Genomic DNA, 12366 nt, shown 5'->3' with positions numbered 1-12366 from the left:
TAGCTTTCAAATCAAAACAAGAATGAGCCGGTTCTTCCGGATATGCCGGGCGCATCTCTTGATGCCCGAGCCCAAGGGGAGGTGAGTGCAAATGGCAACACGAAACACAAGCGGTCTTGCGCGGGTGATGCTTGCGCCTTCGGTTCTGCTGCTTCTGGTCTGGATGATCGTGCCTCTGGCAATGACCCTGTGGTTCTCGTTCCAGAACTACAACCTCCTGAACCCAGCCAATGTCAGCTTCGCCGGCCTGTTCAATTATCAGTATTTCTACACCGACCCCGCCTTTTTCCAGTCGATCTGGAACACGCTGCTGATCGTCGGCGGGGTGCTTTTGATCACCGTGATCGGCGGCATTGCCATTGCTCTGTTGCTTGACAACGACATTTTCGGCCAGGGCATCGTGCGCATCATGATCATCTCGCCCTTCTTCGTCATGCCGCCGGTTGCCGCGCTGGTGTGGAAGAACATGATCATGCATCCCGGCTACGGCGTGCTTGCCGATCTCTCGCGCTTCTTCGGTTTCCAGCCGGTCGACTGGTTCGCCCAGTTTCCGCTGCTGTCCATCATCATCATCGTCGCCTGGCAATGGTTGCCCTTTGCAACGCTGATCCTCTTGACGGCGCTGCAGTCGCTCGATGGCGAGCAGAAGGAAGCGGCCGAGATGGATGGCGCCAACTTCGTCAACCGCTTCATCTATCTGACGCTACCACATCTTTCCCGGGCCATCACGGTCGTCATCCTCATCCAGACCATCTTCCTGCTCGGCGTCTACGCGGAAATCCTCGTCACCACAAATGGTGGCCCGGGTTACGCTTCCACCAACCTTGCCTTCCTGATCTATCGCACCGCACTTCTGGGTTACGACGTCGGTGGCGCTTCGGCCGGCGGTATCATCGCCGTTATCCTCGCCAATATCGTCGCCATCTTCCTGATGCGCGCGGTCGGCAAGAACCTCGACCGGTAAAGGGGAAACATCATGGCCCGCAAGACAACCACTCGCGCAAAGATCGGCTTCTCCATCGCTGCATGGATCGTCGCGCTCCTGCTGTTCTTCCCGATCCTTTACGCCTTCCTCACTTCGATCAAGACCGAGCCGGAGGCGATCGCCGGCTTCAGCCTCATTCCCTCGGGCACGCTTGAGAATTACGTGACGGTCCAGACCCAGCGCGATTATTTCAAGCCCTTCATGAACTCGGTGGTGCTGTCACTAGGTTCTACGATCATCGCGCTGATCATCGCCATTCCCGCCGCCTGGGCCATGGCGTTCTCGCCGACCAAGCGCACCAAGGACATTTTGATGTGGATGCTTTCCACCAAGATGATGCCAGCGGTGGCCGTGCTGGTGCCGATCTATCTGATCTTCCGCAATGCCGGCCTGCTCGATACCCGCATTGGCCTCACCATCATGCTCACCTTCATCAACCTGCCGATCGTCATCTGGATGCTCTACACCTATTTCCGGGAAATTCCCGGCGAGATCCTGGAAGCGGCCCGCATGGATGGCGCATCGCTGTGGAACGAGATCGTGCATGTGCTGACACCGATGGCGGTGCCCGGCATTGCCTCGACGCTGCTCTTAAACGTCATCCTCGCCTGGAATGAATCCTTCTGGACCATCCGGCTGACCACCACCAATGCGGCACCACTGACGGCCTTCATCGCTTCCTTCTCCTCGCCGCAGGGGCTGTTCTGGGCAAAACTTTCGGCCGCCTCGATGATGGCGATCGCCCCCATTCTCGTCATTGGCTGGTTCTCGCAGAAGCAACTCGTGCGCGGCCTGACCTTCGGCGCCGTGAAATAAGGAACGACAAACATGGGCAGCATTTCCCTTCAGAACGTGTCCAAGGTCTTCGGTGAGGCAAAGGTCATCCCGTCGATCGATCTCGATATCCACGATGGCGAATTCGTCGTCTTTGTCGGTCCCTCCGGTTGCGGCAAGTCCACGCTTCTGCGCCTGATCGCCGGGCTGGAGGATGTCTCCGGCGGCAAGATCGTCATCGACGGCAAGGATGTGACCGAGCGTGCGCCGGCCGAACGTGGCCTTGCCATGGTGTTCCAGTCCTATGCGCTTTATCCGCATATGAGTGTCAGGAACAACATCGCCTTTCCGCTGAAGATGGCCAAGCTCGACAAGGCGGTTATCGACAAGAAGGTGGAGGATGCGGCACGGGTGCTGAACCTCACCGATTATCTCGAACGCCGGCCCTCACAGCTCTCGGGCGGCCAGCGCCAGCGCGTGGCCATCGGCCGCGCCATCGTGCGCGAGCCTTCCGCCTTCCTGTTTGATGAGCCGCTCTCCAACCTCGATGCGGCGCTGCGCGGCACCATGCGGCTGGAAATTTCCGAGCTGCACAACACGCTGAAAACGACGATGATCTACGTTACCCACGACCAGGTGGAGGCCATGACCATGGCCGACAAGATCGTGGTGCTGAACCGTGGCAATATCGAGCAGGTCGGCTCGCCGATGGAGCTCTATCGCTCTCCCGCCAACCTCTTCGTCGCCGGCTTCATCGGCTCGCCGCGCATGAACCTCATCACCGGTGACTTCGCCCGCCAAAAGGGTGCCGCCACAGCCGGTGTTCGGCCGGAACATTTGGTGCTGTCGAAGGAAAGCGGTCTCTGGCAGGGCAAGGTCACCGTCGCCGAACATCTCGGCTCCGACACTTTTCTGCATATCGATGTCCCAGGCATCGGCCCGATTACCGCCCGCGCGGACGGCGAATTCGCCTGCAAGCACGGCGACACTGTCTTCATCACGCCCGACGATACCAAAATCCACAGGTTCGATGACAAGGGCAAGGCAATCTAGGCGGGGCTGGCCCTAAAGACGCAGCGGCGCGCCATTCGGTGGCGGCCGTTTGCAGATAGTCCGAATGCCCGCGACAGGGCGATTGGCAAGACCACCGTTTTCCCTTCGAGGATCATGACATGACATGCAAACTTTCCCTCGCAACGCTTGACGAAGCAAAAAAGACGGCGGCCGTTCCGTCCTACAGCCGGGACGATCTTTCTGCCGGCATCGTGCATTTCGGCGTTGGCAATTTCCACCGCGCCCATCAGGCGGTTTATCTCGACGACCTGTTCAACACCGGAGCGGACCATGACTTCGCGATCATCGGCGCGGGTGTCCTGCCGTCGGATACGGTGATGCGCGAAAAACTCGCCGCACAGGATTTCCTGACGACCGTTGTGGAGCAGGACAATAACCGCACCGGTGCGCGTGTCACCGGGCCGATGATCGATATTCTGCCGGTCGGAGACAGCGCGGCGATCATCGAAAAACTGGCCGATCCGCAGATCCGCATCGTTTCCATGACGATCACGGAAGGCGGTTATTTCATTGACGCCTCCGGCTCCTTCAATCCGCAGCATCCGGCGATTGCCGAAGACGGCAGAAATCCGGCTTCGCCGAAAACCGTGTTCGGGCTGATCGTCGCCGGGCTGAAGGCGCGGCGCGACAGAGGCGTGCAGCCTTTCACCGTCATGTCCTGCGACAACATTCCGCATAATGGCAAGGTCACGAAAAATGCCGTGGTCGGGCTGGCGGCTTTGTCCGATCCTGCCTTTGCCAACTGGATTGGCGAAAACGTTGCCTTCCCCAATTCGATGGTCGACCGCATCACGCCAGCCACCGGCGAGCGCGAACGCAAGATCGCCCAAGACGATTTCGGCATCGAAGACAACTGGCCGGTGTTCTGCGAAGAATTCAAGCAATGGGTGATGGAGGATAATTTCCCGGCGGGCCGCCCGGCGCTCGAGAAGGCGGGCGTGCAGTTCGTATCCGATGTTGCGCCCTATGAGCATATGAAAATCCGCATCCTCAATGGCGGCCATGCGGCAATCGCCTATCCTGCGGCGCTGCTCGACATCCACTTTGTCCACGAGGCGATGGAGCATCCACTGATCCGGGCGTTTCTGGCAAAACTCGAAAAGGAAGAGATCATCCCGGTCATTCCGCCGGTGCCGGATACGGACCTCAATGAGTATTTCGCTCTGATCGAGCGGCGCTTCCTCAATCCGAAGATTGGCGACACCATTCCGCGTCTGGCGCAGGACGGTTCCAACCGCCAGCCGAAATTCATCCTGCCTTCCACCGCCGACCGGCTGGAGCGCGGAGAGGATATCATCGGTCTATCCCTCGTCTCGGCCTTGTGGTGCCGTTATTTTCAGGGCACCTCGGACAGCGGCAAGGAAATCGTCTTCAACGATGCCAGCGCCGAGCGCCTGCAGGCGGCGGCCATCAGGGCCAAGGACGATCCCATGGCCTTCCTCGCGCTTAACGATATTTTCGGAGCAGTTGCCGAATCGGAACTTTTCCGTAAACGCTTCGCCCACGCGCTGAAGACGCTGTGGCAAGAGGGTACAGCGAAGACCTTGCAGCTTTATCTGGATGACAAGCTGACCGAAAAGTGACGATGAGATGGAAGACGACACCGGCCCCCTTTTGATTTTCGACTGCGACGGCGTTCTCGTCGACAGCGAGCCGGTTTCCATCTCCGTCCTCCTCGACATGCTCTCCCATCTGGGTGTGACGATGGGGGAGGAGGAAGCCTATGAGCGCTTTCTCGGCCGAAGCGTCGCCAGCATGACAAGGACGTTGTTCGAGGATTACGGTGTCGAGACGGATATCGATTTTCTCGATCATATGCGGGCGACGCTATTCGAGCGCTTCAAAAGCGAGTTGCAGCCGATCGACGGCATTGCGCAAACGCTCGACAGGCTTGTGCCATTCAGGCGCTGTGTTGCTTCCTCCAGTCAGCCGGAACGTATCCGTTATTCACTGGGGCTGGCCGGCCTGATCGACAAATTCGAACCGCATGTCTTCAGCGCCACCATGGTGAAGAACGGCAAGCCGGCGCCTGATCTCTTCCTGCACGCGGCGCGCCAGATGGGCGTCGATCCGCGTCACTGCATCGTGATCGAGGACAGCCCGGCCGGTATTGCTGCGGCAAAGGCCGCCGGCATGGGCGTTTTTGCTTTTACCGGTGGTTCGCATGCCCGTTTTCCCGCATTCCGTGAAAAGATCGCCGGGCTTGGCGCGGATGCCGTGTTTGACGCGATGCCGGATTTGGTCCAACTTGTCGGCAGCTATGTGGGGAAGGGCGGTTTGGGCGGCCAAGCGGAACGTGATGCAGGCTAAAACGGATTTCGCCTGCCGCCGCTGTCGCCGGGTCGTTGCGCAAGGGATGGAATTGCAGTCTTGAAGCGTCAAAATCTCGTCGCTGTCGATGTCGGCACCGCCAGCGCCCGGGCCGGCATTTTCGATGCGGCCGGCCGGCTGCTTGCCCGCGCCACCCATCCGATCCTGATGCAGAGGCCGCAGGAAAACCACGCCGAACATGATTCCACCGACATATGGAAGGCAGTCTGCATCGTGGTAAGGGCAGCGCTTGCCGAGGCGGGTGTTCCGCCGGAAAGCATTGCTGCAATCGGTTTCGACGCCACCTGTTCGCTCGTCATCCGCGATGGGCGGGGTGAGCCGGTTTCGGTATCCGTGACCGGGGAAGACCGGTTCGACACCATCGTCTGGCTCGATCACCGGGCGATATCGGAGGCCGACCGGCTGACGGCATCGGGACACCGGGTGCTGGATTTCGCCGGCAACAGCGTCTCGCCGGAAATGCAGATGCCGAAGCTGATGTGGCTGAAGCAGCATATGCCCGAGAGCTGGTCGCGCATGTCCTTCGCCTTCGATCTGGCGGATTTCCTGACGTGGAAAGCGACCGGTTCAGCAAAACGTTCAAATTGCACGCAGACGGCGAAGTGGAATTTTCTTGCGCAGGAAAATCCCGGCTGGCAGGCGGATTATCTCGAACTGGCGGGGCTTGCCGACTTGAGAGAGCGGGCAGGGCTCCCCGAAACCACCGTGATGCCGGGAGAAAGCATCGGTCCGCTTTCGCCCGAAGCTGCAGCCGAGCTTGGTCTGGATACCGGTTGTCAGGTCGCTGCGGGCATGATCGACGCCTATGCCGGCGCGCTGGGGGCGCTGGGCGGATGCCTGTCTGCCGATGTTGGCCGCCATGTTGCGCTGATCGCCGGGACTTCGAGCTGCCTTGTCGCGGTGTCGGAGCGGCAAATGCCCGGCCATAGCCTCTGGGGCCCCTATTGGCAGGCGATCCTGCCCGGGCACTGGCTGGTGGAGGGCGGGCAATCGGCCACCGGCGCGCTGCTCGATCATATGGTACGCATGCATGCAGCGGGCGGGGAGCCGGATACGGCGCTGCATGCCCGCATCGTTGCGCGGGTAACGGAATTGCGGGCGCTTGAGGGCGAGGCCTTTGCCGAGCGGCTGCATGTGCTGCCGGATTTTCACGGCAACCGCTCGCCGCTTGCCGATCCGCACGCCGTCGGCGTCATCAGCGGGCTGACATTGGATACGTCTTTCGACAGCCTCTGCCGTCTCTATTGGCGCACCGCCGTCGCGATTGCGCTCGGCGCGCGCCATGTGCTCGATGCGATGGAGCGTTTCGGTTATGCCGTGGAGAGCCTGCATGTCACTGGCGGACATGTGAAAAACCCGCTGCTGATGGAGCTTTATGCCGATGTGACCGGCAAGCGCATCGTGGTTCCCGCCACCGCCGATGCGGTGTTACTGGGCACGGCAATGACAGCGGCAACCGCCGGCGGGGTGCATGCAAGCCTCGCGGCTGCTGGCGCCGCCATGTACCCCGGCAACGCGGAAATATCAGGCGATCCGGCGCGGGGACCACGTTATGAGCGGGATTATCGCCGTTTTCTCGCCATGTACCGGCATCGTCAGGAGCTGGAAAGTCTTTGACTTATCAGCGTGGAATTTTTGCTGACGGATGCCGCGCGATTCTTCTCCGGCGGCGAGAAGAAACAGGTGGTGGCCACTCGATCCTGCCGCCTGCCAAGCGCAGATCAGCCGCGTAGCGAGCGCTTCAGCGCGGCAAAGTTTTTCGCCCGCGCTTTTGTTGCGTCATCGGCCCCGGCGCTTAGCGCGCAGAGGGTGAATTCCAGCAGGGAAACCAGTTGCAGCAAGCCTTGGCCGCCATTTTGCGCCTGCGGCATGGCGAGACAGAGGTCGGCACTTTCCGGGCCCCATTCGTAAAAGCGCGTGGTGATCAGCAATGTGCGATAGCCGCTCTTGCGCGCCATTGCAGCCAAGCGCTGCAGCGGTGACAGGCTGCCGCCGCAATCCATGATGACGAGCAGGGTCTTCGCGGTGTCGAAATCCCACAGGGCGACATAGGCGGCGCTGTCGCTGCCGAGATAATGGATGTGCCCCCGGCTTTCGAGAAGACGCGCGTAGAAATGCCGTCCGGCATCGAGACCTTCCGGCGAGGTTGCCAGAAAGACATCGCCCGCCGTGGCGATCTCGTTCATGGCAAGCCGCCAGATTGACTGGGACGTCATGTCGAAGGCGGTCTGGACGGCCTGGATCTGCTGCGAAAGAAGCTGTGAAAACGGGTTGGACTGGCGTTCGCCGCCTTCCGCCGTTTCGGGCTGGTCCGCGCCGGCGGTTTCTTCGGCATGGCGCAGATCGGCGCGGATATCGCTGAACTGCCGGTATCCCAGCGAGCGCAGGAAACGTCCGACCGTCATCGGGCTGAGGCCGAGCTTCGCAGCCAGCGTCTGCGCCGTCTCGAACGGTAATTCGTCGAGATGTTCGATCAGATATTTGGCGATCTTGCGCTCGGAAGGGGTGCCTGCCTTCATGGCGCGCGTAAGGTTCAACAGCAGCTTTTCCACCAACGCCTCATTCTTATCTTTATTGAACGATGATGCATGCGCGCGCGCAGACAAGCGTGCGAACCGCAATTTGACGGTGGGGGATAGCTTTTCCGGCCTTGTCCTCCACCGGACCGGAACGCGAATTATGATAGGTATATTGTTATATTTTAGAGATACCTTTTATTCAAGAGAAATTCCATCTCCGGTTTAGATCGCGCTAATCTACCTTTTGGGTCCCCGTCTTGCGCAGGATAGGGTCATCGCCTATCTCCTCCTGAGAGAGTGCCCCAACCCGAGAAGCTTCAAGGAGTTCCGAATGATTTTTGATGCGGCGCGGCTCGCCTTCCAAAATCTCTTTGCCGCCGAAACCCGGTCGGTATTCTGGAAGGTACTGGGGCTCACCCTTCTCGTGCTCGCGGCCCTGTGGTTCGCCATCCGCTCGATCTTCATCTATTTCGCCCTGCCATGGATAGACGCGCTGATTCCGGGCGTGCCCGACTGGGCGGGCTGGCTGAGCTTCGTTTTCGCCATTTTCGCCGGAATAGGGCTGGCTCTGGCACTGGCGCTGCTCATCTCGCCGGTCACTGCCGTCATCGCCGGCCTGTTTCTCGACGATGTCGCCGAAGTGGTTGAAAAAAAGAGCTATCCGGACGATCCGCCCGGCAAGGCGATGCCGATGGGCGAGGCCGTGCTCTCCTCCATCAAGTTTTTCGGCGTTGTCATTGCCGGCAACCTCATTGCGCTTTTTCTGCTGCTTGTTCCCGGTATCAACCTCATCGCATTTTTTCTGGTGAACGGTTACCTGCTCGGCCGGGAATTCTTCGAATTCGCGGCGATGCGCTTCCGCTCGCCCGCTGACGCCCGGCTGTTCCGGGTAAAACACCGCACCACCGTCTTCATGGCCGGGCTGGTCATTGCGGCCTTTCTGGCGGTTCCATTCCTCAACCTGCTGACGCCGCTTTTTGCGGCCTCCATGATGGTGCATCTGCACAAGGCTGTCAGCCGCCGCGACCCTTCATTCGCCGCCAGCCGAACCGAACAGCTGCGCGGGTAATTCCACCAGCGGCGCCGGAATATCGAAGGTTTTTTCCGGCGATTTGCAGATATCGGCAATCACGCAGCGCTCGCATTCCGGCTTGCGTGCCTTGCAGCAGTAACGCCCGTGCAGGATCAGCCAGTGATGCGCATGGAACAGATATTCTTCGGGAATGATGCGGATCAGCCGGTCTTCAACCTCGTCAGGGGTCTTGCCCGGCGCAAGACAGAGCCGGTTGGCGATGCGGAACACATGTGTGTCCACCGCAAGCGTGGGCACGCCGAAGGCCATCGACATCACCACATTGGCCGTCTTGCGGCCCACGCCGGGAAGCGTCACCAGTTCGTCGCGGGTCTTCGGCACCTCGCCGCCGAAATTGTCGATCAGCATCTGCGACAGGGCAATGACGTTCTTCGCCTTGTTACGGTAAAGCCCGATGGTCTTGATGTAACCGATCAGTTCTTCCTCGCCGAGCGCCAGCATCTTTTCCGGCGTATCGGCCACCCTGAACAGCGCGCGGGTGGCCCGGTTCACGCCCACATCGGTCGCCTGTGCGGACAGCGCCACAGCCACCAGCAGGGTGAAGGGATTGGTATGTTCCAGCTCGCCTTTCGGTTCCGGCCGCTGGATGGAAAAGCGGCGGAAGATTTCGCTGAGCTCCTCCCTGGAATAGGCCGTCTTCACCCGCGCCGGCCTGCGCGCGGCTGCCGGATTTGACTTTTTCAAGGTTTGGGTGCTGGATCGTTTCTTGGCGATTGTCATGGATTATCTATAGCCAGCCCGCCCAAAGGAAAGCAACGTGGATACGCTCAACGACCAGCCGATTTTCGCGGCGGAACTCGTTCCGCACCGTTCGCTTGGCCGCCGCGGTTTCCGGCTCCTTCTCATCCTGTCGGGATTTGCCTGCCTGATCTATGGCGGCTTTTTCTTCGCCACTGGAGCGTGGCCGATCGGCCTGTTTTTCGGACTGGATTTTCTGCTGCTTTATATCGCTTTCCGCGCCAATTACCGGGCGGCCAAGGCGCGGGAGGAGGTCAGCGTCTCGCGCACCAGCCTGTCGATCCGAAAATTCTCCCCTGCCGGACGAATGGTGGAGCATCGCTTCAATCCGTTCTGGGCGCGTTTCAGGGTGAGGCGGCATGACGAGATCGGCATCGTCTCGATGCATGTGACGGGCGAGGGCCGGGCGACCGACATCGGCTCGTTCCTCAATCCGGATGATCGTGAAAGCTTTGCCAAGGCGTTTGGCGGTGCGCTGGCGACGGTGCGGCGGCGGATGTAAGAGGATAATCCAGCTCTCCCTCCGTCATTCCGGCCCTGAGCCGGAATCCAGCCGACGCGCGTCGGCGCGGCGGAAAAGACTCCTTTCAGCCCAAGGACTTGGGCTGGCTGGATACCGGCTCGAGGCCGGTATGACGGTAGAAATGGAGCAGGGCGCAAGAAACGGGTGGAGACGAGGGCGCTTTAGTGGTTTTCTCTTAACTGTTAGGAGAAATGCGATGAACGCCAATATTGCGCTGAACGAAGACATCACCCCCATCGGATCCGATTACGACACGGTGCGCGGCGTCATCGAGCTTTTGACGCTGGATTATCGCGAGCAGCCCTCCCTCGAAGCCATTGCCGCGAGGCTAGGCCAGTCACCGACGCAATTGCAGAAGACTTTCACCCGCTGGGCCGGCCTTTCGCCCAAGGCATTCCTACAGGCTGTAACGCTCGATCATGCCAAGCGGCTTTTGCGCGAGGAGGATCTGCCGCTGCTCGAAACCTCGATCGAGGTCGGCATGTCGGGGCCGGGACGACTGCACGACCTCTTCGTCACGCATGAAGCCATGTCGCCCGGCGAATGGAAGGCGAAGGGCGGCGGGCTGACGATCCGTTACGGGTTCCACGCCTCGCCCTTCGGTCTTGCGCTGGTCATGGTGACCGATCGTGGCCTTGCCGGCTGCGCTTTTGCCGATCCGGGTGAGGAGAGGGCCTGTTTTGAGGACATGGCCGGCCGCTGGCCGAATGCGGATTATGTCGAGGATCGCGAAGCGACCGCGCCTTATGCCGCCCGTATCTTCGATCCGTCCATGTGGTCGGCGGACAGGCCGCTGCGTGTTGTGCTGCTCGGCACGGATTTTCAGGTGCGGGTATGGGAAAGCCTCCTCAAAATCCCGATGGGCCGGGCGGTCACCTATTCGCACATCGCCTGTGATATCGGCCAGCCCACCGCCTCCCGCGCCGTGGGTGCCGCAGTGGGGGCAAACCCGGTGTCCTTCGTCGTTCCCTGCCATCGCGCTGTCGGCAAAAGCGGGGCTCTAACGGGTTACCATTGGGGCCTCACTCGCAAGCGGGCGATGCTGGGTTGGGAAACGGGAAAGGTGTGAGGCTGGTCTCCCTCATCCCTGTGCTTGTCACAGGAATGAGGGGTGTCTGAGTAGGCTGCCTGACAACGCTGCCTGACAACGCCTAAACCAGCTCCATCAACGCCCGCGCCGCCGCCTCGTCCGTTATCAGCGTATTGCAGCCGATCCGCTTGATCGTGGCGCGGATGGCGATGGCGCGGTGGGCGCCGCCGGAGGCAAGCACGATGTGTTTGGCCTTGCGCAGCGTATCGAGATCGATCGCCATGGCGCGCTGGTTGATGGGATGATCGACGGAGCGGCCCTCGGCATCGATGAAGTTGAACATGGTGTCGCAGACGCAGCCGGCGTCAATGAGTTCGCGCAGCGTCTCCCTGGAGATGAAACCTTCCGACAAAGATGTGGAGTGCGGGCCGATATCGCCGCAGGAGACGATGGCAAGATCGAGCGTTTCGGCGAGATCGTACAGCGTTGCAAGCCCGCATTTTTCGATCAGCGCCCGTTTGGTCTCAACCGAATCCACCAGCAGCGGTGCGAGAAACATGTAACATTCCGCGCCGAGCGCGCTCGCCAGCCGCCAGGTGTAATCGAGCGGATTGGTCTGGTGCACGGCGACGATACCGCCGAGCAGCGAAACGACCTTGCAGTTCTCCCGGCGCGGCGGGCGGAAGCTGGAAAGCGAGGCGGTCATGGTGCGACCCCAGCCGACGCCGATGGTGGCGCCATTCGGCACCGCTTCGGAGAGGAATTGCCCGAGCGCCAGCCCGACGGCCTTGGCGGTGCCTTCCGCACTGGCTTTGTCTGGAGAGGGGATGATCACGGCCTCGTCCAGCCCGTAAGCCGCCTCAAGCTGGCCAGCCAGCGAGACGAAATCTTCGATACCCTCATTGATCCATATCTGCACTTCGGAGCGCTTCATCGCTTCGTCCAGCAGGCGGATGACGGTGGAGCGGCTGATACCCAGTTTTTCGGCGACGTCCTTCTGCGTCATGCCCTGATTATAATAGAGCCATGCCGCCCGCAGCCGCAGCGAAGCCGCTTCCGAATAGGCCGTATGGGTTTCTCTTCTCAGTTTTGCCACGGTTTCCGCCATTCATTGTGTTCGCCGAGTATCGCAGGCATGAAACTTATGTCAATTGCGATGCGCAAATGTCTTGACTTTAGACCGTGCCGCTTGCGATAGTCGAAGCCGACGAAACCGCGATTTCGGCCTTGGGCGCACCCATGGTGCGGGAACGAAATGACGGCTGAGCAAGTTTTCAAGAGATCATGAAGGATCATTCG

General features: G+C 60.4%; 12 protein-coding genes. 9 read left to right on the top strand and 3 right to left on the bottom strand.

The window, feature by feature from the left end; all coding sequences use genetic code 11:
* The first annotated feature begins 91 nt into the window (after positions 1-91).
* The 6 genes from K7A42_RS14230 (at position 92) to K7A42_RS14205 (ending at position 6781) form a co-directional block, all read left to right on the top strand.
* Complete coding sequence (locus K7A42_RS14230) at positions 92-964, top strand: carbohydrate ABC transporter permease (RefSeq protein ID WP_004445256.1); 873 nt, start codon at positions 92-94, stop codon at positions 962-964.
* A gap of 12 nt (positions 965-976) precedes the next feature.
* Positions 977-1801, top strand: coding sequence for a carbohydrate ABC transporter permease (locus K7A42_RS14225; protein ID WP_004445255.1), 825 nt, complete (start codon positions 977-979; stop codon positions 1799-1801).
* A gap of 12 nt (positions 1802-1813) precedes the next feature.
* Positions 1814-2812 carry an ABC transporter ATP-binding protein gene (locus tag K7A42_RS14220; protein WP_006698332.1) on the top strand — a complete coding sequence of 333 codons (999 nt, stop codon included), beginning with the start codon at positions 1814-1816 and terminating at the stop codon, positions 2810-2812.
* 119 nt (positions 2813-2931) lie between these two features.
* Positions 2932-4416 (top strand): mannitol dehydrogenase family protein, encoded by a 1485-nt coding sequence (locus K7A42_RS14215; RefSeq protein ID WP_282455425.1) that lies wholly within the window; start codon positions 2932-2934, stop codon positions 4414-4416.
* 7 nt (positions 4417-4423) lie between these two features.
* A complete protein-coding gene (locus K7A42_RS14210; RefSeq protein ID WP_077986905.1) occupies positions 4424-5143 on the top strand; it encodes an HAD family hydrolase in 720 nt (239 codons plus the stop codon).
* A 60-nt stretch (positions 5144-5203) separates the two neighbouring features.
* Positions 5204-6781, top strand: coding sequence for an FGGY-family carbohydrate kinase (locus K7A42_RS14205; protein WP_035207112.1), 1578 nt, complete (start codon positions 5204-5206; stop codon positions 6779-6781).
* Between the two features lie 104 nt (positions 6782-6885).
* Here the strand turns inward: K7A42_RS14205 and K7A42_RS14200 are convergent, their stop codons facing one another.
* Positions 6886-7719 carry a MurR/RpiR family transcriptional regulator gene (locus K7A42_RS14200; RefSeq protein ID WP_282455424.1) on the bottom strand — a complete coding sequence of 278 codons (834 nt, stop codon included), beginning with the start codon at positions 7717-7719 and terminating at the stop codon, positions 6886-6888.
* Between the two features lie 295 nt (positions 7720-8014).
* On the opposite strand from K7A42_RS14200, the gene K7A42_RS14195 reads away from it, so the two are divergent.
* On the top strand, positions 8015-8752 hold the full coding sequence (locus K7A42_RS14195; protein WP_004445244.1) for a sulfate transporter family protein: 738 nt from the start codon (positions 8015-8017) through the stop codon (positions 8750-8752).
* Here the strand turns inward: K7A42_RS14195 and nth are convergent.
* The gene (gene nth / locus K7A42_RS14190) at positions 8714-9496 is read right to left on the bottom strand and encodes an endonuclease III (protein WP_004445242.1); all 783 of its coding nucleotides are present in this window, start codon (positions 9494-9496) and stop codon (positions 8714-8716) included. The two genes, K7A42_RS14195 and nth, sit on opposite strands and share 39 nt — an antisense overlap.
* Positions 9497-9533: 37 nt before the next feature.
* Between nth and K7A42_RS14185 the strand changes: the two genes are divergently transcribed.
* A complete protein-coding gene (locus K7A42_RS14185) occupies positions 9534-10016 on the top strand; it encodes a DUF2244 domain-containing protein (protein ID WP_022562762.1) in 483 nt (160 codons plus the stop codon).
* A gap of 217 nt (positions 10017-10233) precedes the next feature.
* A complete protein-coding gene (locus K7A42_RS14180) occupies positions 10234-11106 on the top strand; it encodes a methylated-DNA--[protein]-cysteine S-methyltransferase (protein ID WP_034496818.1) in 873 nt (290 codons plus the stop codon).
* An 82-nt stretch (positions 11107-11188) separates the two neighbouring features.
* Here K7A42_RS14180 and K7A42_RS14175 read toward each other — a convergent pair whose 3' ends face one another.
* Positions 11189-12163 (bottom strand): sugar-binding transcriptional regulator, encoded by a 975-nt coding sequence (locus tag K7A42_RS14175; protein ID WP_034497564.1) that lies wholly within the window; start codon positions 12161-12163, stop codon positions 11189-11191.
* Positions 12164-12366 lie beyond the last annotated feature (203 nt).

The organism is Agrobacterium sp. InxBP2, from assembly GCF_026191755.1.
Taxonomy (GTDB): domain Bacteria; phylum Pseudomonadota; class Alphaproteobacteria; order Rhizobiales; family Rhizobiaceae; genus Agrobacterium; species Agrobacterium pusense.
This window is presented reverse-complemented; position numbering and strand designations above follow the sequence as displayed.

What these genes read in the sequence shown, in the direction of transcription:
- K7A42_RS14230 (WP_004445256.1), top strand. Translation starts at nt 92, where the DNA reads ATGGCAACACGAAACACAAGCGGTCTTGCGCGGGTGATGCTTGCGCCT.
- K7A42_RS14225 (WP_004445255.1), top strand. Translation starts at nt 977, where the DNA reads ATGGCCCGCAAGACAACCACTCGCGCAAAGATCGGCTTCTCCATCGCT.
- K7A42_RS14220 (WP_006698332.1), top strand. Translation starts at nt 1,814, where the DNA reads ATGGGCAGCATTTCCCTTCAGAACGTGTCCAAGGTCTTCGGTGAGGCA.
- K7A42_RS14215 (WP_282455425.1), top strand. Translation starts at nt 2,932, where the DNA reads ATGACATGCAAACTTTCCCTCGCAACGCTTGACGAAGCAAAAAAGACG.
- K7A42_RS14210 (WP_077986905.1), top strand. Translation starts at nt 4,424, where the DNA reads ATGGAAGACGACACCGGCCCCCTTTTGATTTTCGACTGCGACGGCGTT.
- K7A42_RS14195 (WP_004445244.1), top strand. Translation starts at nt 8,015, where the DNA reads ATGATTTTTGATGCGGCGCGGCTCGCCTTCCAAAATCTCTTTGCCGCC.
- nth (WP_004445242.1), bottom strand. Translation starts at nt 9,496, where the DNA reads ATGACAATCGCCAAGAAACGATCCAGCACCCAAACCTTGAAAAAGTCA.
- K7A42_RS14180 (WP_034496818.1), top strand. Translation starts at nt 10,234, where the DNA reads ATGAACGCCAATATTGCGCTGAACGAAGACATCACCCCCATCGGATCC.